Genomic DNA, 20,154 nt, shown 5'->3' with positions numbered 1-20,154 from the left:
CCCATATTGGCACGCAGCGGAATCGAACCACCCGTGAGCACTTCTCAACAGTGGGCTGTTAACAAGTACTCACGGGCGGCGGAGGCGCATCGTCACCCCTTGGGGAGCGCGCCCTTCGCGACTTCGTCGACGTAACCCTCGTAGGACGGGCAGTATCCCTTGCTGCGTCCGGCGAGAACGAAGAGCCGGGCCGCGTCCTCCACGTCGTACCCTTCCTTGCGCAGTTCCACCTTGCGGCTCTTGAACGTCGACGTCTGTTCGAGGGAGTCGACGACACGGACGAACAAGGGCACGGCGTACGACGGCAGCCGCTCGAAGAGGAGGGACGCCACCTCCCGGCCGTCGAACTTCTCGCCGTCACACAACGTCACGGCCGCCATACCCGCGCGCCCGTCCGTCCCCGGGATCTCGACCCCGTAGACGACGGCATGCTCGACCGCGGGGTGCGCGAGGATCGCCCCCTCGACCTCGGTGGTCGCCACGTTCTCGCCCTTCCAGCGGAAGGTGTCACCGAGCCGGTCGACGAATGCGACGTGCGACCACCCCTGGCGGCGCACCAGGTCGCCGGTGTCGAACCAGCAGTCGCCGTCGTCGAAGCCGTCGCGAATCAATTTCTTGTCGGTCGCCTTTTCGTCGGTGTACCCGTCGAACGGCGCCCTGTCGGTGACCTTCGACAGCAGCAGCCCGACCTCACCGGTGCGCACCTTCCGCAGCCGGCCGTCGGAGTGGCGTTTCGGCGATCCGCTGTCCTCGTCGTACTCGACCACCGCGTGGGGAAGGGGACAGATTCCCGCGGTCTTGTCGAGGTTGAGGGCGTTGACGAAAGCGATGTTGCATTCGCTGGCCCCGTAGAACTCGGCCACCCGCGTGATGCCGAACCGCTGGGTGAATTCCGACCAGATTTCGGGGCGAAGGCCGTTGCCCACCATCAGCCGGATGGAGTTGTGCCGATCCCGCGGATCGGCCGGCTGGTTGAGCAGATACCGGCACAGTTCACCGATGTAGGTGAACGCCGTGGCACCGTTCAGTTCGACGTCTGCCCAGAAGTTCGACACGGAGAACTGTTTGCCCAGGGCAAGGGTAGCGCCCGACCCCAGCACCGAGGAGAGGGAGACCGTGAGCGCATTGTTGTGATAGAGCGGCAGGCAGCAGTAGAGCGTGTCGCTGCTACGCAGACGCACACCCATGTTGCCGAGGCCGGACATGCTCTTGAGCCAGCGGAAGTGGCTCATCAAGCTGGCCTTGGGAAGGCCCGTCGTGCCCGAGGTGAAGATATAGAAGGCCTTTTCCTTCGCCTGGATCTCCTCGCACACATCCGGGTCGTCCTGTTCGGCCGATTCCGCGAGCTGATCGAGGTCGTCGTAATACAGGACCGAGGACACCGCGGGTGGTTCGTCGAGGGAGTCCATGGCCTCACCGCAGGCCTCGGACACCACCAGCAACCGGCTGTTCAACAGCGCGATGCTGTGGGCGAGCACCTCACCGCGCTGGTTGTGGTTGAGCATGCCGGCGGTGGCACCGAGTTTCACCACCGCCAGTGCGATCAGCAGCGTCTCGGGCAGGTTCTTGCCGAGGATCCCGACGACGTCTCCGCGCGCGACGCCGAGGTCCGCGAGGGCGTGTGCGTAACGGTTGACGCGCGCATTGGCGGACGCGTAGCTGATCGATTCACCCTCGAATTTCAGGAAGGTGCGATCCGGGTGTGCCGCTGCCACCCGTTGGAAGACGAGACCGATCGATTCCTTCGCGTCCGGGGTGCGCATCAGGCCCCGGACACCCTTGGCCATGATCGGCAGTTCCGGGATCATCGCCGGCAGCCGCCAGGCAAGGTCGACCACACTGATCGTCGAACGTGCTTCAGAACGCATGACATCCCCTCAGGCCTGCAATATGAATCAGGTCACCTTACTGCACGGTAACAACCAGCGCCACGACGCCGGGGGATGCGGATCTCAGACCACGCAGGCGTCGAGCGCAGCCTCGACGTCGGTCCGGACGAGCAGTCGGTCGAGGGCACGTTGGGCCACGAATCCGCCGCCGCGCAGGCTGTCGAGCCATTCCAGCAGCCCGGTGTAGTGCCCGACCGGGTCGAGCAGGACCACGGGTTTGTCGTGCATGCCGAGGTAGCCCGCTGTCCACGTTTCGAAGAGTTCCTCGAGCGTGCCGATTCCGCCCGGCAGCGTGATGAAGGCGTCCGCTCTGTCTTCCATCACCTGTTTGCGCTGCCGCATGGTGTCGGTCACGACGAGTTCGTCGGCGTCGACATCGGCGACCTCCCGGTGCACCAACGCTTTGGGGATGACACCCACCGTGTTGGCGCCCGCAGCCCTCGCCGCTTCGGCCACCGCGCCCATCATCGACACATTTCCGCCACCCGAGACCAGTTGCCAGCCGCGGGCGCCGATGTGGGTTCCGATCTGGCGGGCGAGTTCGAGGAAGTGTTCGCCGACCGGCCCGGAGGCACAGTAGACGCACACCGACAATGGCTCGGCTACAACACCTTTCGGCATCACCACTGGTCCTCCGTGCCGGCCAGTGCGCCGTCGTCGACGCCCTGTTGCGCCTTGACGACGATCTGCACGGCCTCCTCGACACTGTCGGTCACGTGCAGCAAATTCACGTCCCCTTCGGAGATTTTGCCGGTCCGCTCGAGCGTGTTCCGAAGCCAGTCGACGAGCCCCGACCAGTACTCGGTGCCGAACAACACGATCGGGAAGCGGGTGACCTTCCGCGTCTGGACCAATGTCAGCGCCTCGAAGAGTTCGTCGAGAGTCCCGAACCCTCCGGGCAGGCAGATGAAGGCCTGGGAGTACTTCACGAACATCGTCTTACGCGCGAAGAAGTACCGAAAATTGATCCCGAGGTCGACCCACTCGTTGAGTCCCTGCTCGAAGGGCAGTTCGATGCCCAGGCCGATGGAGTAGCCCCCGGATTCGCTGGCGCCCCGATTGGCCGCTTCCATCACACCGGGGCCCCCGCCGGTGATGACGGCGAACCCTGCCTCCGCCAAGCCCGCACCCAGCGCCCGGCCCGCCTCGTACTCCGCATGGTCGACCGACGTCCGGGCGGAGCCGAACACCGTGACCGCCCGGGGCACCTCGGCAAGGGCACCGAAACCTTCGACGAATTCGCTCTGGATCCGCAGCACCCGCCACGGGTCGGTGTGCACCCAGTCGGTCGATCCCCGCTCGTCCAGCAACCGCTCGTCGGTGGTCGTGGCCTCGTCCTTGCGGGCGCGCCTCAACTGGATCGGGCCGCGGTGCTTCACGGACGACGACTTGCGACCGTGATTGTTCTTCTCGGGTGCCATGCGCCCCAGGCTAACGGGTCGCCCGAGCCTCCGATCGGGCAGTCAGGACGCCGTCAAGTACGCCCGCAGGACGGTCGAGACGTCGGTAATCTGCTGCACGGGCACGTGCTCGTCCCGCTTGTGCGCAAGATTCGGGTCGCCCGGACCGTAGTTGACGGCCGGGATACCGAGGGCCGAGAACCGGGATACGTCCGTCCACCCGTACTTCGCCCGGAACCGGCCGCCCGCGGCCTCGATGAGGGCGGCCGCCGCAGGATCGCTCAGCCCGGGTAGGGCGCCCGGCGAGAGGTCGGTGACCTCGAAACCGAGTTCGAGCCCGTCGAAAACCTCCCGGACGTGCTCGACCGCCTGCTCGGCACTGCGGTCGGGCGCGAAGCGGAAGTTCACATCCACCTCTGCGGCATCGGGGACCACGTTCCCGGCTACTCCGCCCGCGACCCGCACCGCGGACAGGCCTTCGCGGTACACACAGCCGTCGATGTCGACCGATCGCGCGGTGTAGTCGGCGAGGCGCTGCAGGACGGGTGCGAATCGGTGGATGGCATTGTCACCGAGCCATGACCGCGCCGAGTGTGCCCTCGTCCCGCGGGTCGTGAGGGTGACACGCAACGTTCCCTGGCACCCGGCCTCGATCTGTCCGGCCGTCGGCTCTCCCAGGATCGCCACGTCCGCCTGCAGCCATTCGGGCATCTCACGTTCGATCCGTCCGAGCCCGTTGTGGACGGCGGCAATCTCCTCGCAGTCGTAGAACACCAGCGTGAGGTCGTGCACCGGGTTCTCGATGGTGGCCGCCAGATGCAGGAACACCGCGTCACCCGACTTCATGTCGACGGTGCCGCACCCGTGCAGCAGGTCACCCTCCCGCCGCGACGGCACGTTGTCCGCGATCGGCACCGTGTCCAGGTGTCCGGCGAGCATCACCCGACTCGGGAGCCCCCGGTTGGTCCGGGCAAGCACGGCGTTTCCGTTGCGGACGATCTCGAATCCGTTCGTCTGGGTGCGCAGGGCGGACTCGACGGCCGCGGCGATCACCGACTCGTCGTGCGAGACACTCGGGATATCCACCAGCGCGGCGGTGAGGTCGATGGGATCGGCATGCAGGTCCAGTGTGCTCACCCGTCCACCCTAAGCCGCGGCCACACACGGCGTGCCTTGCCGCTAGCCAGGACGCGTTGTCGAGCACGCTGCCGTAGCCGGCGCAGACCTGCAGGGTTTCCCGGGGACGACCCGTTGCCACGACCGCGGAGGGGCACCCCCCTGACCACCCAGTAACCTCTAGTGCCGTGAGCACACAGGGAGCATCAGCAGTAGGCATCGCCAACGTGACGGTCGGCGGCACGGTTCTCGACACCTGGTTCCCGGCGCCCGAGCTGGGCACCTTCGAGGAAGCGGGCACCGTCCGGGTCGAGGGTGGCGACATCCCGTCCGATCTGGCACTCCTCGCCGGACCCGACGAGGCGCGTGAGGTGGACCAGATCGTGGTCCGCACCACGATCACCGACCTCTCGGCGCCGCCCGCGGACGCCCACGACGCCTACCTCCGCCTCCATCTTCTCTCGCATCGCCTGGTCGCACCCCACGGTGTGAACCTCGACGGCCTGTTCGGGTTGCTGTCCAACGTGGTGTGGACCAACTTCGGTCCGTGTGCCGTCGAAGGATTCGAGAAGGTGCGTTCCCGTCTGCGGATCCGCGGCGTCGTCACCGTCTTCGGTGTCGACAAGTTCCCGCGCATGGTCGACTACGTGGTGCCCTCCGGTGTCCGCATCGCCGACGCCGATCGGGTACGCCTCGGCGCACACCTCGCCAGCGGCACCACCGTCATGCACGAGGGATTCGTCAACTTCAACGCGGGCACACTCGGTAACTCGATGGTCGAAGGCCGCATCTCCGCCGGTGTCGTCGTGGACGACGGATCCGATGTGGGCGGCGGCGCTTCCATCATGGGCACCCTGTCCGGTGGCGGCAAGGAAACCATCTCGGTCGGCAAGCGGTGTCTGCTCGGTGCCAACGCCGGTCTCGGTATCTCGCTGGGCGACGACTGCGTGCTCGAAGCCGGTCTCTACGTCACCGCAGGCACCAAGGTCACCGGCCCCGACGGCACCGTCGTCAAGGCAAAGGAACTGAACGGCAAGTCGAACCTGCTGTTCCGCCGCAACTCGGTGTCGGGTGCCGTCGAGGTCGTGCCGTGGAAGGGCACCGGTGTCGAACTGAACGCCGCACTGCACGCAAACGACTGACTCTGTGAGCGGCACGCGAACACCCGACACCATGACCGACTCGGACACCCTGGGCCGCGGCCTGAAGGTCCGCCATCTCACGATGATGGGTCTCGGCTCGGCCATCGGTGCCGGACTGTTCCTCGGTACCGGTGTCGGAATCGCCACGGCCGGTCCCGCCGTGCTCGTGTCCTACCTTCTCGCCGGCCTGATCGTGGTCTTCGTGATGCGCATGCTCGGCGAGATGGGAGCAGCGATCCCGACCAGCGGGTCCTTCTCGCACTACGCCCGAATCGGCATCGGCGAGTGGGCCGGGTTCGTGATGGGCTGGCTCTACTGGTTCGGCTTGAGTAAGTGGCAGTTGTCCACTACTCACAGAATCGAGCCGCAATGTACAAGGTCATCGCCACAATCGTTACCCCTGTAGCCGCACTCCTCATGTTCGCCGGCACGGCCCACGCCTCTGAGATCACCACTTCAAACGATGCCAGCGAGGGAAGCTCCTCCTACGAAGGAACAAGCAACGACACCGCCGCTTCCAACACTCAAACAGGTCTCGTCACAGCAACCCCTCCCGGAACTGTCCTCAAGGTCATTGGCTACAAGCCCGTGCTCGATTCAGAGGGCAACCAGGTGTATCAAGCAGATGGTGTGACCCCAATGATGTTCAGTGTCTTCGAGTCCCTGCCCATCAGTTCCGGCGTGGCACCTGCAACTATCGTTCACAACTAGTTTCCTCAGCAAACCAAACAGACTCGGTGGTCCGCTTCAGGGTGGGTCACCGAGTCTTCTGCTGTTCGGGGTGGCATTATCGTTCCCATGGTTGAACGCAATCTCAACATCGACGGGGCAGTGTGCGTCACTACCTCAGCCGCGGAGAGGTAGCCGAATACCTGGGGATTTCACTCAACACCATCAAGGGATACGACAGGCGCGGATACCTTCCACCGCCAGATGCGCGAATAGGCCGCAGCTTCGGTTGGCTCCGCGAAACCATTGATGAGTGGTTGCTGACACGACCAGGTGCAGGGGCGAGGACCGACCTGCACGACCAATAACCCAACACCCATAACGGTGCAAGGTCACCCTGAAACCAGCCAGCGGTACGAGACGCCCGTCTTTGACGCCCACACCATCAGAGTCTGCGTAGACGGTTCTGTGCGCCCATTGATCCAACGGCCCACAGTTTCGCGAGTCACACCCAGAAACACGGACATCTCCCCAACAGTCAGACCACTGACCCGAAGCGCCTTACGCATCCGGTCCGCCTGATCAAACCGGGGAACAATCCCCGTGTCATCTTGAGAAATCATGTCTCAACTAGACAACACCACAAGTCTCATGTCAATATGAGACACGAAACGTAAAGACCCGCCGCGAGTTCGCACCTCACGACGGGTCAGGGTCCGACTAATTGGGAGTCGAACTGTGCATAAGCATACCTGCTCGCAGGTGACCGCATGAGCATCCGCCGTGGTCCCCGCGTAGCCGACAACTTCACCATCCTCCGCAACGCAGTCATCACCGATGAGCGCCTGTCCTACCGTGCACGAGGTGTCCTCGCAGACATCCTCTCTAAGCCGGCGGACTGGCGTACCCGTGCCGAAGACCTTGCCCGCAGATCCCCCACCGAGGGCCGCGACGCCATACGCACCGCACTGCGCGAGCTCGAAGTGGTCGGCTACCTCGTCCGTGAACGCAAACAGGATCCCACCACTGGGCGTTGGTCGAATGAGTCCACCGTGTACGAAGTCCCAGTTGATTGCTCTCCTGAACCGGAGCCTGGCAAACCGACTTCCGGAACCCCGAACCCCGGTCAGCCCGGCTCTCTTATAAGTACTGAGTCACAAAGGACTGAAACAAACCACCACCGCTCACCTAAGGCAGGCAAGTCACCTTCACCCAATCAGTCGGTGGTGAAAAGGTTCCCCGAACTGGATGCCCTCGCGGTGGCGTGCCGCCACGCGGGGCTGACCGCCCGTTGGGATGCACTCAAACCTGAGACTGCAGCGTCCATCACGGAACTGCTGGACCTCCACGGCGTCTCTGCGCTCGTTCATTCGGCTGTGACAGCGCACCGGCCCATCAACCCCACCAGGTACGCGCAGGGCTGGATTGAAACCTGGCGTGCACTCCCCCTCCCCCGCCCGAAGGCTGCACCCCTGTGCGGCTCCTGCGATGAAGGTTGGCTCCCGGACAACGAGTTGGGGCAGGCCGTGAAATGCCCGTGCCGTCTCACCAAAGCCGCCTGAACTTCCCCTCCCCAGATCGGAGTGACCACATGTCTGAACATCCGAATCACCTCTACGCCTCACTTGCCTACCTCCGCCAGTTCGAACTGTTCTCGCCGGAATACAAGGCGGTCGACGGGCTCATAACCGAACTCATTGAGAACAACGTCTACACGTACGCAGACCAGTACGAGTTTGAGCAGTACATCAAGGACACCGACGCGCAGCGCAACGCACAGAAGGGTGCCACCCAGTGAAGAACCTGTCCCGCAACATCGACTCCTATGCCACCTACGGGATTGCGGTCCTCGCGTTCGCGCTCTCCTACTCCAAGCTGACCGACCTTGCGTTGCGCGCCGGCTACGGGGAGATCATGGCGCACGCCTGGCCGCTCATCGTTGACGGATTGGCGATAGTTGCAACCCGTGGGGTGATGCGACTCCTCAACTCCCGCTGGTACGCCTGGACGCTACTTGCCGCGAGTACGTCGGTGTCGATCGTTGCAGCGGTTGCGAACGCAATGCTTCCCGCTGGCCCACTGCCACCAGTTGCAGCTGCAGCCGTATCGGTGGTGCCGCCACTGTGTTTGCTGGTCGCACCGCACTTGGCGGTTAAGTTGCACCGGGAGGCTCAACCGGCGGAGATTGCACCCGAGGAAGTTGCACCCGAGGTTGCGGATCCGGAAGTTGCGCCGCAACCCGACATGGCACCCAACAACATGGCAGCCGTCTCCCTGATCAAAGTTGCAACCGGAAGTGCCACCAACATTGCGACGAAGCGGAAGAGTAATCAGGAGAAGCGCGCCGAAGCAGTCGCACTCGGACTGACCCGCAACTACAAGAAGCGCGAGATTGCACGGATGGTTGGCGCATCAGATACGAGTGTGCGCCGCTGGCTGGCAGAGGCTGGGATTGCAGAAGAGGAACCCGCCCAAGTCGCAATGAACCTGTAGAACACACGTTCGAAGGTTTGATATCATGCGTGTGGCGGTTGCAGCTGGGAGGGAAGCCCACTGCAACCGCCCATCACATGTAGCACGGGTCTGATATGAATTGGCAATGGTCGACTACTTGAATCACGTCTCGTTCGCCCGCGGCTTCGCAACTATCCTTGCCGCTGCGGTGGCACTCGTGGCAGTACTCATCGGCGCACTGCTTGCCGCTGACGTGTATGTGATGTCGCTGCCGAGTTGGTTCGGCTCCTGGCCCGTCAGGTAGAGGCCTGAACACAGAAAAACGCCCCACCCTCGCAATGAGGATGGGGCGCATTCGAAAATTGCACTACGCGGCACCGCCCAAGAAGGACGCCAGCACGTAGTTGCCATGCCGATCAAGGTTTCCCCGCGCACGGTCGTACCGCTGAGTCATGCGTGGATCCGAATGGCGGGCCATGATCTGCACATCCCGCAACGGGATACCAGCGTCCAACGATGCCGTCACGTACCCGTGGCGAAGCACATGCGGAGACACCACCTTCGCGATGCCGCACTTCCTTGCAAGACGCTTCACCACACGATCCGCCGAACGCCTAGTCATCCGCGAACCATCCGAACGCAACACCAACGCGCCAGCGCTCCTGCCAGCCGCTGCACGGTCCATTGCCCTTGCAACAGGAACCGGAAGTGGGATCGTTGCCGGCTTCCCACCCTTGCCCACCATCCGCAACACCCGATGGTCACGCTCGAAGTCCTGGAAGCTCTCAATGTCCACGTTGCACGCCTCACTGACACGCAACCCCAGCAGCGCAAGCATCGTGATCAACGCGCCATCCGAAGCAGACGACGCACGAGCCGTCGCAACAAGTGACGACATCTCAGTACGAGACAGGCCAGTGATACGGGCTTCGTCGTGGTAGACCTTCGGCATCTTCACGTACTCGGCGGGATTCCGGTTAACATGCCCATCAACATGAGCCATCCGGTAGAACATCCGCAGGCACGACAAGCGACGATGAACCGTGGAAGGTGCGTTCCCACGTTCAATCTCAAGATGCCGTGCGAACAGTTCCAGATGCGGACGCTCAGCGGACAGCGGATCCAGCCCCACAGTGTTGCACCAGTTCGTGTACAGGCGAAGGTCAAGCTGATATGAGTCAAAGGTGCCACCCTTGTAGCGAGCAAGGAACCCGGCAACGATCAGTTCGAACGGGCTGAACCTGAAGCCGGTAACCGAGGTTGAGGCAGAAGAAGGCAGACGGGTAGCGTCGTGCAAGGTCATCACTCCATCGACGTGGTGTGGTGGCAAGGCTCCGTCTCGGTGTTGACGCACCGGGCGGGGCCGCTCCTGTTTCTCAGGGCCGACTTGCGATCGTACACATGTTCGATTGAGGACGCTAGGAGTTATGTGTCGCAGTCTTGAACGCAAAAAAGTGCCCCAGCCGGTGAGGGATTCTCACAAGCTGGGGCACTGTCGAACGGAACATAGTGAGCAATTCTGGGCGGGGTTGTGTCATTCACGCGACCAACGTAACCGGCGAGTAGGTACCGGTCGGTCTATATTACTTGAACCCCCCGGTTATGGGGGCTGAGATTCTGAGGGGACTCCGTGGGTAGTCAGACGCTTAAGCCGCCGAGGGTGCACAGCAATGATGCGGTGTGGTATCTCGCCGCCGGGGTGGTCGCAGCCATACTCGGGGTGGCCGTGGTCCTCTCCGGGTGGATACTGCTGGCCGCGATCCTTGCGCTGGGCGGGGCGGCTTGGCTCATCTCACTGCCCGCCAGAAAAGCGGTCATCGTGAGCACGGGACTCGCTCTCGCGATCCTGTTTGCGGTGCCGATCATGCGGGTGTCAGGCGAGCACACCTTCCTGCGCATCCCCGTACTCGCGTCGATCGTGGCTCTCGCGGCGCTCGCGTTGGCTCGATCGAAGGCCCGCGTCAGTGGCCGACTACTTGCTGCGCTCGGAGGAATCCTGGCGACCGGCACTCTTGCGAACCTCCGCGTCGATGATCCGTATCAGTGGTCGACGCTCGGCATGTTCGGGATCATCGCCGCAACCGGGCTGATCTTCGGGGCAGCAACTGTCCGCATGGATGCCATCCGACCCGTGTATGCCTGCGTCGTGTTCCTGGCAGCTGCCGAAGCTGCGCTCGCACTATTTGAACTGCAAACCGTCATGGAGCCATTGTGGCGAGGCGGCAAGGTTCTGCCCGACGGCGAGTCGGTTGCCATGCGATCGGAACTCATCCCCGGCCTACTGCGGGCACAGGGGACGTTCGCGCACCCGCTGATCTTGGCGTCCGTCCTGCTCGTCGCAGTGGCTATCACGCTCGGGTCTGACGTGTTCGTCGGCAAGGCGTGGATGAAGTGGGGTGTGACTGCCCTCTGCACGGCAGGAATCGCCGCGTCCGGTAGCCGGAACGCCGTCATTCTCTTGGCGCTGCTGTTCATTGCCCTCGCGGGGAAACGGGCGTTACGCGGCCTGTGGGCTCGGCTGGTGATCTACGGTGTTCCGCTTGCGGTCATCGCTGCAATCCTGCTGTACCCGCAGCTGAGTTACGTGGTTACGACAGGATCGTGGACTCACCGGATTGGGTCTATTACCGCCCTTCCCGAGTTCGCGTTCGGCCGGGACACCCTGACCATGTTCATAGGAGATGGCACCGCATCCACGCCACGGTTGTTGCAGGCGGGGCTGCTATTCAGCAACCGTTTCCTCGCGGTCGACAACCAATTCGTACTGATCCTGATTCAGTTCGGGCTGATCGGATTCGTGCTCATGTGCGGAATCCTCGTCGCAGCTCTCTCTCGGAGTAGCAGGTTGACCCGGATTCTGCTCGCCCTATTCGTCGCGCAGTTCTTTGTGTTCGATGTCCTGGCGTGGCCCAGCGTGGCGGTCCTGCTGTGGATTGCGGTGGGCCTGGCTTTCTCGACCGCACCGCAATCCGAGGAGCCTATGCCGACGTTGAGTCCACGATCAGCCCCAATGCAGCGAGTTTCGTGAGCAGATCGGCAAGCGCCGCATTACCGCCACGCGAGCCTGTCACCGACGACCGGGCTACAGGTGTAGCACCGAAGAAACCCATCTTGGACCCGGATGTCCCGATCTGAGACCCAGTGCCGCCACCGATGCCAATATTGCGGCCGTCGATGAAGGACATGCTCGTATACACATCGACCGATCCAGAGGCTGCGACCTTATTTCCCGACCACGTGGTGTTACCGCCGAACGTTCCAGTCTGGTTCACGTTGTCGAGGAAGTAGTTACCGACCACGTTGTTCGACCCAGAGCTGCCGGTTTCCTCCAACGCCACGTTGTGCGCCGCACCCGAGACGAAGTTCCCGGAGAACAAGCATTTGATGGCGTTGCGGGAGCGGATGCCGCAGGCGTTGGGTGTGGTATTCCCGCCCTGGTTGCAGTCCTTGACGGTGTTTCCAACAACGGTGACGTAGGACGACTGGTAGGTGACATGTCCGACCGAGATGCCTGGGCCGTTGAGTTTCCGGCAGGTATTGCCTGTGACGGAAACGTTCTGGCTGCCGATGACCACGATGCCGGGGTTCTGGTCGGAGGCGATTGCAGCTTCCCCGTAAACCGTGTTACCGGACACGGCGACGTTGCGGATGGTGCCGCCGCTGGATTCAGTCACCACGATCACACCCGTGGGAGTGCTGCCGCTTACCAGCGTTGTGCCGGTTCCGAAGTTGTTGCCCGTGACGGAAATGTTCTCGGAAACAAGCCCGAGCCCAGGCTCAATACCAACCACTTCCCGATAGCAGTCCTCCGCGATGTTGTTCGCGATGGCACCGTTGACCACACCACCGAACTGGATGCCGAAGTTGTCGGTTCCCTTCATGTGGCAGTTCACCACGCGGACGTTCCGGCACTGCTCCGACGCTGGTGGGACTGTCGGCGCGGCGCTGAAGCCGCCGATGTTGATGAACCCGCCCACCGTGGAAGGTGTGCCGAAACAATGCAGCCCGTCGACCAGGATGCCATCACAGTTGCGGAACAGGATTCCGTGCTGAACGTTCGCCCCACTGCGGTCGATGGCGAAATCGCGCAACACAATATGTGTGGTCAGGACCGAGTAATCGCTGCGGATCACATAGTTGGTGGGGCTGGAATAGACCGGCTTCAGTACCGAGGTCCTGCCGGAACCGATCAGCTTCGTGTTTGACCCGATAATCAGTCCCGTCGAACCGTTCAACAGGAATGTGCCTGGCGGAAGGAATACGATGCCGCCGCCCGCATTCTTGCAGGCATCAAGCTTCGCTTGAATGTGCGCCTTGGCATCGACTAGCCCAGTCCCAAAGGCGGGATCGACAGCGTAGGCGGCCTGATATGAGGTGGCCGCTGTTGCGATGCTGAGCTTCGCGTTCAGTGCGTTCTGCTGCGCTGTCGACACAGGCTTGTCCGCGTCAGACGTGTTGGTCACGTTGCCGAGTCCGACATGCGCCTTCGTGATACCGGTGGGAGTTCCCGTGAAAGCGGGCGAGTCCAGCGGGGCATAAGTGGCATTACCAACTGCGGTTGCCTCAGCCTGGGTGATATACCCATCAAGCTCAGTGCGCACCTCAGGAGCAAGCTTCGCCCGACTCACAACATCGTCAGGAACAGCGCCAGCCTCAACCTGATCCAAAATATTCTGCGCGTCAACTACCGCCTGCTGAGCATCCTCTTTAGCCTGCACGACCGTGGAAACAACCGGCGGCTCATAGATGAGCGTGGACTCAACCAACTCCCAGAAGTCGATTGACTCCTGATCTGGCAGCACCTTCTCAAACGTCTTCCGCCAGTTCCCACAATCGGCAATCAGCTTCACCGGGCCAGGCGCAATATCTGTGGTTGTGAACACCCCGTCCACAACATCGAAGTCACGTTCGTTGCCGTCGATCAGGGCACCGTCGTACCCGTAAATTTTGTTCGCTTTGACCGTGAGCATGCCATTCGACAACTCGCCGGCCGCGTTCTTAATAGTTCCTGTTATGACCGTCATGCGGTCGCCTCCTGGTATCCGACAGCGGCAAGCGCGTCAGCATGGGGAATGAATGATCCGGAGTGCCAGATGCCTTCCATGGTCGGTGCCTCAACAAAACCGGTAGCGTCACAGCCGATCACGAAAGACTGGTTGAAGGGCTCGCACGCACACACGTTCACGTATTGGAATCCCTCTAAGGGCTCATCCAGTTCGTACAGATTCGTTCCGGGAGGCATCCCAGCCACATCGGCCGCGATCAAGGTTGCATACATCCGCTATCCCTTCACTGTCACAAATACGGCACCGGATGCGCCCGCACCGCCAGAGTTGACACCCGACCCGCCACCGCCACCGGGCCAACCGCCAGCGCCACCGTTAGCGCCACTGACCGCCCATGCTGATCCAGCACCACCACCGCCACCGGCAACCGCGAGACCGTCTGTGGGGCAAGATGCGCCAGGCTGACCGGGGACTGTCGAGCTTCCGTAGAGTCCGCCGGGGCAAAGCGCGTTACCCGCGCCGCTACTGCCGGGGGTGCCGTCTGCCAGTTCCGCCAAACCGCCGTTGCCGGCGTCACCCGCGGAGGCGACGATGCCCTGCGCGGAGATGATGCCGCCCTGTGAGGTGGAGGGTGTTACAACGAGGTATGTGCCGAACGAACTCGTCAAACCGACAGACCCTGTTCCCGTGCCAATGGTCCGCCCCGCACCACCGGAGCCGACAGTGACCGTCACCGGGTAGGTCAATTCCTCAGAGGCGAATTCTTGGTACACGTACGGACTTCCGGTACCCCCGGGGTTCTGGGTGCTTGAGTCCCGGCCACCACCCTGCCCGCCACGCAGAACAGCCACACAAACCGTCTTGCCAGGGCCAGGATCAGCGAACGTCCCCGACAGCATGTACGTACTACGCACACCGCCCGAGAGCAACGATTCAACTTTGTTCTCAAGTGCAATCGTCTGCTCCTGCTGCGCCTGGGCATGATCAAAGATCCCGGAGAAGAACCCGCCAGTGCCAGCCGATGAACCAGTAAACGCGCTCGTCAAACCAGCCAGAAAGTTGGAAATGCTCGTGAACCCAGACCACTTAGCCTTCGTGTTGTCCTGCGCCGCGATATACCCAGGCAACGCCTTAGAACGGATCTCGGCACGAACAGACGGGTCATCATAATTCTGTGAATCGTGAACCGTCCCCCACACCCATGCACCATCAGGGGCATCCCCCACAGGCATCGTCATCGTTCACCCCTGTACTCCGCCAACTCGGCGCGCAACTCAGCGATCTCAAACAGCGCCGCTTCCAAAGACGTTTGTGTCTCCGTCAACTGGGCGCGCAAAGCTGACATCTCATGCTCATGACGAACCGCTTCCTCACGGCCCTGCCTCAGCACGGACTCCAACTGCGCAGCAACACCAGCCAACTGAATCGACAACGTAGAAACCCGCTGGTCATTCAAAATCTGGGCGGCAGCCTCAATTCGGGCCTGCCGTTCAATGCGTCTCACACGCCACCCCGAAACCCACTCGGCAACAGGGCGCAACATTTCTCTCACCTTGGTGAACGCGACCGAGGCAACCGCAATGATTGCCCCGATCACTCCCGCCCAAATAACCCAAGGATGAGTTTCGGGCGGCACCCGCTACTCCGCCGAGTGCTTGCCCACAGAAGGCTCCGCAGCCAGGAACGGCACGAAGTCCTCAATGAACTTATTCACACCAGGCAATGCCAGAACCTTCGTTACAGCGCCGGCCACAACAAGAACCTGTGCGCCGAGAACAGTCGCATCAAGGTCCGTGGTAACCAGAATCGTAGGAACCAACGTCACGAGCGACACCAGCACCGCAAATGCAGTGCGGGCAGTTGCACGCCAAGAGTTCTCAACCTGAGTAACAGCCATTACTTACCTGCCTTAACTACTTCAGCCACCTGGGCTGTGAGTGTGTTGAACTCACGCGTAAGCTTTTCCAGCTTCGCGTCCTGTTCCTGAATGAAGCGGGTCACCGTTCCGTGGAACACCTGATCACCGCTCTTTCCGTCCCGAACATCAAGCAGTGACGGATGGCCGGGATACTCCCCAGCGTTCCGCCCGCCAGTAAGTTCGAAGCGGACATCTTTCACATCAGACCCAATAGGGCCAACGAACGTTTCCAAGCACTCAAAGATGATCGACTTCAGATCATCACGCGAATACGGCAAGTCATCCTCCTCAGAACCAAACAGGCCCGCCAACTCGGCAGCAGTGCCCCTAAATGCGTTGACATCCAACGCGTAACCCGCAACAGCACCCTTCTGGGAGTACTGGAAGATTGCGACATCGAGACCGGCATAACCGTTCCAGCCCACGTCGCCATCACCCGGATAGATCGCCTTCGGGTTTCCGGCCCGCTCATTCCCATAGTTGGAAGACATCAGCGGAGGCAGACCCGACAAATTCGGGGAACCGATATGACCCGACCAATACCAGCGAGGCAGATAAATCAGATTGACTCGGTAGCCTCGCGCCACGAACTCGTTATGCACGGCCCACAACACACCAGCGTTACCGGAGGTCAGTTCGTGATCCAGCATCACCGGAATCTTCCGGTCAGGCTCCACCGACTCATAGCGGTCCACCTGGGCTCGCGCAGAATCCGCAGCCTTCACATAGTGGTATGCGCCGAACAGAAGCCCGTTCGCCCGCGCACCGTCCCGCTGCTCCCAATACCGTGGGTTCGTGTAGTCCGCACCCTCGGTGGCCTTCGCAATCACATACGAGAAGCCCTCAGCCTTCACGCGGGACATATCCAAACCGGCCTGCCAAGAGGCAATATCAATACCGAAGAACGTCATACGCCCATCTCCAACCGGGGCCGGATCAGCCGCTACCGGCTCACCAGGGAACTGCGCCCCTTCCAACATGGGCAGCGGATCCAACCTGTTCACGCCAGGCTGAGACCACACATACCGATGCCACTCCAAATGCAAATGCGGATCCACACCACCATTCAAGCTCGAATCAGGATTGATCCGGGCAATACGCTGCCCAGCAACAACCCGCTGATTCAAACCAACCTCAGGGATGATGTGGCCGTAAACCGTGGTGCCACCACCAGCCTCAGTTGGATGGTCCAGCACAACCCATTGGCCGAAACCGGAAGCCGGTCCGACCATCACCACCGTTCCCGATTGCACCGCGTACACGGGCAGCCCGCCAGAGCCGCCGTTTCTGCCGAAGTCAACACCCCAATGAGTTGTCCCCCAGCGAGCACCGAAACCGGATGTGACTACATGACCCCGCTGCAACGGCCAAAACTTCGCCGCCATCAAATACCTCTATTCTTAGGGTTGTTCAAAATCCCCTGACGTGCCTTACCGGTCATCTCCGCGGCCATCACCCGCCGCTTCTCCGTCATCGGAATGGGCGCGAGCAGATAGCAATTGACACCGTTGACTGTGTGATCTGCAGGGTTGAACTCTTCCCCGTACTCAACCGACGCCCCCGCGGGACCAGTCTCCATCTCGGGCAGTCGCCCCAACTGTCGGTAACGCTCCAACTGAACAGCCTGCTCGTGCGCCGTCAATAGAGCCGGATCCTGAATCACCATGGGAGGCGAGTCGGGTTCGTCAATGCCAACGACCGTTGCAGAACCGTTCAGCGAATGCTGCTGCCCCCGATGTGGTGCCAGAATCTTCTTCGTCTGCAGTTCCGGGTGGTGACGCAACCCGAGATCCCAGAACAGTTTGGACCAGTCGGGCCTGATGTTCGGCTCCACCGTGAACCATTCGTCACCGGTAAGCGGCAGTTTGTTCAGGAACCACTGGAAAACTTGGCGGGGATCCGGCTCCTCACCCTCTGCGGGCTGGCAGTCTTCATAGGTCGGAAATCTCATGATCACCTTTCAGATGCCCGCAGAGGGCTTGGAATGTTTACAGGACCCCGAGATCCCGCAGGAGTGAAAAGATGTCCTGGATGCGCTGCCAGGCCGCGGCAATGGGGTCTTTAGGCTCGCGTTGGCCGATCGTGATCTCCCAATGGGGAGTAGTCGCCCGATCCCACTTCAGAACCAACTCTGAAACACGGTCAACCCAGATCACCCCAGGAGGCTGACCCAGAACCGTGCAACCAATACGGTCACCGAGGAAGAAATGCCCATGCCCCCGCTGGCCAATGCGCCACGGTGCACCATCGGCAACCTTGAATTGCAAACTGATGTATTCGCGGGTTTCCCACATCCCAGCACGCATTGCCAATAACCATGCGAGCGTATAGGCGCGATCCGCCCCATCAGCCCATTTCTCATGATAATGGCTCCAACCAAGCCTTTGCGCACGCGCAATGTTCTTATGCTTACCGAAGGCCAAGAAAACATTTTCGTACAATGGCCGAAGAATGGCGTCCGCCACGCCCCCCAAAGGCGGCACCCCTGGGATCATTGCGCTTAGATCCCCAACCATCTGCACCCCGGCTGAAATGGCCTCATTAACGCCGGGCATTGACGAACCGCCAGCCACCACGCCCACATCAGTTGCAGGCTTCCAAACAACCTCAGAAGACTGAATACCCGTATGCTCAGACTCGCGGTAAATAACACCAGGAACAGACGGAACCGAACCCTTGTAGCCCGGCGTCTTATACTCGTTAGGCATATTCGGATCAGCCAGAACCTCAGAAGTCTGAGTAATTCCGTCGCCACCGATATTGATCAACTCATGAATCAAACCGTTAAAAAGGTCGCCACCAAATGACGTGCCTGTATTCCAGCCGGATTTATTGAGCAGATCGATCACCAAGCAGCCATGGCGAAGATCAGCACCAGGCCACGGAGGTTCATCGCCATCCAGGTAGCGCCTAAACTCCCAGGTCAACTGTGAATCGGCAACGATGTTCTTCGTCGCATCGTGCACAGTCTTGAACCGAGAAACGATCAGAGCGCGAACACTCGTGTCCTCATCCTGGTCAGGCTTAACAACCATCGACCACGTGGACTGATCAAAATTGAACCACTGATTTGGGTCAAGCGGATTATCGGGAAGCATCCACAGAGACGACTCCAAGCGCATAATGTTACAAAGCAGAGTCGTTTTACATACCCAGCGACTTCTGCCATAGAGCGCCCATACCTTCGGGAATTGTATTTCCGCGGGCAAGAATGGATTACTCCACGCCAACACATGCTTAAGTTCTTCATAATCATGTTTGAAAGTGGCTCGAATGTATGCGCGGTGGTTCTCATCCTTGATGACACGCATTTCTTCGAGCCGACCACCCCAACGGGCACCATCCTTATCCACAGTGATGTGAATATTGGTGGTTGAACGCGCCTTAACATCGTTCATCCACTTAGACAGGTAGTAGTCCAGCGGCATCTCAAGGACACCGATACCGGTTTCGTTGTCCAGGTACTGAAACTCGGCGCTGTTTTCTTTTTTGCAGATTCCCCGCAAGTTCCAGTCGCCATCCCACAACCGGATCAGGGGTGGAAGTATCCGGCGTTCTTTCTCCCGAATCTGCCGATTAGTGATTTCCTCGAAAACGGCATCGAAATCGATAGTCTCGACAGTTGCCATTACTGCAACCCCCACGGACGCGTCCACGTGCGAGGCATCCGCACCTGCACCCCCACACCGGCAGGCGCGTTCTTCACAGAGACAGGCAGGTACTTCTTCGTCTTCTGATACGGAGGGACCGGATACAGGAAGGTGACACCGTTCATCCGGAGCCACACCTGCGTGTCAATCGAGGACGCGACCTGCTCGTCTTCCTCATCGGTATTGACCTTCAGATGCTCCCCAGCCAGCAACTCAGGCATGACGATCTGTCGAGTAGCGTGCTCGTCCGCCATCTCGTAGCGGTCATCACCGAACGAGTAGTCAGGCAGCCGATAGATCGCGCCCGGATACGCCTGCACCGTCCACTTCAACCAAATCTCGGTATCGGTGGGATTCCAGACCGGAATTGTGCCCGTGTTCCAACTACCATCAAGGGTGTCGGTGTTCGAGATCCACTCTTTGGTGACATCAGGTTCCAGCCAGCGCGGCTTACCCGCCCTGCAGTGCATGTCGATCGTGCCGAACTCTTGCCCGTGTGGATCAAACTCGGGCTTCGCAACCGGAGTCTCAAACGGCCTCAGCGGCAGGTGCCGGCGCGAAGTCTCGGTCTGAACCCAAAGCTTCGAGTCCTTCTTGTAATTCCACGCCTTGCGCCACTCGGAATCGTTTGTCTCCCAGCTGGCGTCTGATGTCTTCTTGATGTGCGCCTTGAACAGCACATCCCTGTGATTGATGCGAATACCACCGAAGGTGGATCCGATCTGATACGCGTGCGAGTTCCAGATACTCTCGGTCGGCTCGTCATCAAACGCACCATCTACCTCAGTGCCGAGATGGACCCCCCGATTACCCTTGCCATCCCCGAGGAGCGTGAACCACTCCGTAGTTCCATCCGAAGTCGGCGCACCCTCCAACTCAATAAGTGTTTCCATTGACTCTCCTGTGAAAC

The 20,154-nt window shown here is 61.0% G+C and carries 22 protein-coding genes and 1 pseudogene; 9 read left to right on the top strand and 14 right to left on the bottom strand.

Going from position 1 to position 20,154, the window contains the following annotated elements; translation table 11 throughout:
- Positions 1-92: 92 nt before the first annotated feature.
- The 4 genes from ACH49N_RS13390 to dapE form a co-directional block, all read right to left on the bottom strand.
- Positions 93-1,868 carry a long-chain-acyl-CoA synthetase gene (locus ACH49N_RS13390; RefSeq protein ID WP_358272888.1) on the bottom strand — a complete coding sequence of 592 codons (1,776 nt, stop codon included), beginning with the start codon at positions 1,866-1,868 and terminating at the stop codon, positions 93-95.
- An 84-nt stretch (positions 1,869-1,952) separates the two neighbouring features.
- The gene (locus ACH49N_RS13385) at positions 1,953-2,510 is read right to left on the bottom strand and encodes a TIGR00730 family Rossman fold protein (RefSeq protein ID WP_109335251.1); all 558 of its coding nucleotides are present in this window, start codon (positions 2,508-2,510) and stop codon (positions 1,953-1,955) included.
- Complete coding sequence (locus ACH49N_RS13380; RefSeq protein ID WP_159925414.1) at positions 2,510-3,310, bottom strand: TIGR00730 family Rossman fold protein; 801 nt, start codon at positions 3,308-3,310, stop codon at positions 2,510-2,512. The genes ACH49N_RS13385 and ACH49N_RS13380 overlap by 1 nt, the downstream gene beginning before the upstream one ends.
- Before the next feature lie 42 nt (positions 3,311-3,352).
- A complete protein-coding gene (gene dapE / locus ACH49N_RS13375) occupies positions 3,353-4,426 on the bottom strand; it encodes a succinyl-diaminopimelate desuccinylase (RefSeq protein WP_358272885.1) in 1,074 nt (357 codons plus the stop codon).
- 167 nt (positions 4,427-4,593) lie between these two features.
- Here dapE and dapD point away from each other — a divergent pair, with 167 nt between their 5' ends.
- The 4 genes and pseudogenes from dapD to ACH49N_RS13355 all read left to right on the top strand — a co-directional run bounded on the left by dapD (position 4,594) and on the right by ACH49N_RS13355 (position 6,584).
- On the top strand, positions 4,594-5,547 hold the full coding sequence (gene dapD, locus ACH49N_RS13370) for a 2,3,4,5-tetrahydropyridine-2,6-dicarboxylate N-succinyltransferase (protein ID WP_159925410.1): 954 nt from the start codon (positions 4,594-4,596) through the stop codon (positions 5,545-5,547).
- A 31-nt stretch (positions 5,548-5,578) separates the two neighbouring features.
- Positions 5,579-5,875, top strand: a pseudogene (locus tag ACH49N_RS13365) (amino acid permease); the annotation flags it as partial.
- A 41-nt stretch (positions 5,876-5,916) separates the two neighbouring features.
- A complete protein-coding gene (locus ACH49N_RS13360; RefSeq protein ID WP_358272884.1) occupies positions 5,917-6,258 on the top strand; it encodes a hypothetical protein in 342 nt (113 codons plus the stop codon).
- Between the two features lie 122 nt (positions 6,259-6,380).
- On the top strand, positions 6,381-6,584 hold the full coding sequence (locus tag ACH49N_RS13355; protein WP_358272882.1) for a helix-turn-helix domain-containing protein: 204 nt from the start codon (positions 6,381-6,383) through the stop codon (positions 6,582-6,584).
- 24 nt (positions 6,585-6,608) lie between these two features.
- On the opposite strand, the gene ACH49N_RS13350 is transcribed toward ACH49N_RS13355, so the two are convergent.
- Entirely contained in the window at positions 6,609-6,785 is a 177-nt protein-coding gene (locus ACH49N_RS13350; RefSeq protein WP_358272990.1) for a helix-turn-helix transcriptional regulator, read from the bottom strand.
- A 201-nt stretch (positions 6,786-6,986) separates the two neighbouring features.
- Here ACH49N_RS13350 and ACH49N_RS13345 point away from each other — a divergent pair, with 201 nt between their 5' ends.
- From ACH49N_RS13345 to ACH49N_RS13330, 4 genes are all read left to right on the top strand, one after another.
- On the top strand, positions 6,987-7,778 hold the full coding sequence (locus tag ACH49N_RS13345) for a replication protein (protein ID WP_358272880.1): 792 nt from the start codon (positions 6,987-6,989) through the stop codon (positions 7,776-7,778).
- A 29-nt stretch (positions 7,779-7,807) separates the two neighbouring features.
- Entirely contained in the window at positions 7,808-8,014 is a 207-nt protein-coding gene (locus ACH49N_RS13340; RefSeq protein WP_358272878.1) for a hypothetical protein, read from the top strand.
- Positions 8,011-8,709, top strand: coding sequence for a DUF2637 domain-containing protein (locus tag ACH49N_RS13335; protein WP_358272877.1), 699 nt, complete (start codon positions 8,011-8,013; stop codon positions 8,707-8,709). The genes ACH49N_RS13340 and ACH49N_RS13335 overlap by 4 nt, the downstream gene beginning before the upstream one ends.
- Positions 8,710-8,815: 106 nt before the next feature.
- Positions 8,816-8,974, top strand: a complete 159-nt coding sequence (locus tag ACH49N_RS13330; protein ID WP_358272875.1) for a hypothetical protein — start codon at positions 8,816-8,818, stop codon at positions 8,972-8,974.
- Between the two features lie 63 nt (positions 8,975-9,037).
- Here ACH49N_RS13330 and ACH49N_RS13325 read toward each other — a convergent pair whose 3' ends face one another.
- The gene (locus ACH49N_RS13325) at positions 9,038-9,973 is read right to left on the bottom strand and encodes a tyrosine-type recombinase/integrase (protein ID WP_358272873.1); all 936 of its coding nucleotides are present in this window, start codon (positions 9,971-9,973) and stop codon (positions 9,038-9,040) included.
- 357 nt (positions 9,974-10,330) lie between these two features.
- Here ACH49N_RS13325 and ACH49N_RS13320 point away from each other — a divergent pair, with 357 nt between their 5' ends.
- On the top strand, positions 10,331-11,698 hold the full coding sequence (locus ACH49N_RS13320; protein WP_358272871.1) for a hypothetical protein: 1,368 nt from the start codon (positions 10,331-10,333) through the stop codon (positions 11,696-11,698).
- On the opposite strand, the gene ACH49N_RS13315 is transcribed toward ACH49N_RS13320, so the two are convergent.
- The 8 genes from ACH49N_RS13315 to ACH49N_RS13280 form a co-directional block, all read right to left on the bottom strand.
- A complete protein-coding gene (locus ACH49N_RS13315; protein ID WP_358272869.1) occupies positions 11,649-13,694 on the bottom strand; it encodes a hypothetical protein in 2,046 nt (681 codons plus the stop codon). The two genes, ACH49N_RS13320 and ACH49N_RS13315, sit on opposite strands and share 50 nt — an antisense overlap.
- Entirely contained in the window at positions 13,691-13,948 is a 258-nt protein-coding gene (locus ACH49N_RS13310) for a hypothetical protein (protein ID WP_358272867.1), read from the bottom strand. Before ACH49N_RS13310 ends, ACH49N_RS13315 begins: the two co-directional genes overlap by 4 nt.
- A 962-nt stretch (positions 13,949-14,910) precedes the next feature.
- Positions 14,911-15,312, bottom strand: a complete 402-nt coding sequence (locus ACH49N_RS13305) for a hypothetical protein (RefSeq protein WP_358272866.1) — start codon at positions 15,310-15,312, stop codon at positions 14,911-14,913.
- A 3-nt stretch (positions 15,313-15,315) separates the two neighbouring features.
- Complete coding sequence (locus tag ACH49N_RS13300) at positions 15,316-15,573, bottom strand: hypothetical protein (RefSeq protein ID WP_358272865.1); 258 nt, start codon at positions 15,571-15,573, stop codon at positions 15,316-15,318.
- Positions 15,573-16,979, bottom strand: a complete 1,407-nt coding sequence (locus ACH49N_RS13295; RefSeq protein WP_358272863.1) for a GH25 family lysozyme — start codon at positions 16,977-16,979, stop codon at positions 15,573-15,575. The genes ACH49N_RS13300 and ACH49N_RS13295 overlap by 1 nt, the downstream gene beginning before the upstream one ends.
- Complete coding sequence (locus ACH49N_RS13290) at positions 16,979-17,545, bottom strand: DUF2744 domain-containing protein (protein WP_358272861.1); 567 nt, start codon at positions 17,543-17,545, stop codon at positions 16,979-16,981. The genes ACH49N_RS13295 and ACH49N_RS13290 overlap by 1 nt, the downstream gene beginning before the upstream one ends.
- Before the next feature lie 37 nt (positions 17,546-17,582).
- Entirely contained in the window at positions 17,583-19,223 is a 1,641-nt protein-coding gene (locus ACH49N_RS13285) for a phage tail protein (protein WP_358272859.1), read from the bottom strand.
- Complete coding sequence (locus tag ACH49N_RS13280) at positions 19,223-20,137, bottom strand: phage tail protein (protein ID WP_358272858.1); 915 nt, start codon at positions 20,135-20,137, stop codon at positions 19,223-19,225. The genes ACH49N_RS13285 and ACH49N_RS13280 overlap by 1 nt, the downstream gene beginning before the upstream one ends.
- Positions 20,138-20,154 lie beyond the last annotated feature (17 nt).

The organism is Rhodococcus sp. NPDC019647, from assembly GCF_044389235.1.
Taxonomy (GTDB): domain Bacteria; phylum Actinomycetota; class Actinomycetes; order Mycobacteriales; family Mycobacteriaceae; genus Rhodococcus_F; species Rhodococcus_F oxybenzonivorans.
Note: the sequence above shows the minus strand (reverse complement) of the source record. Positions and strands in the feature narration are given on the sequence as shown.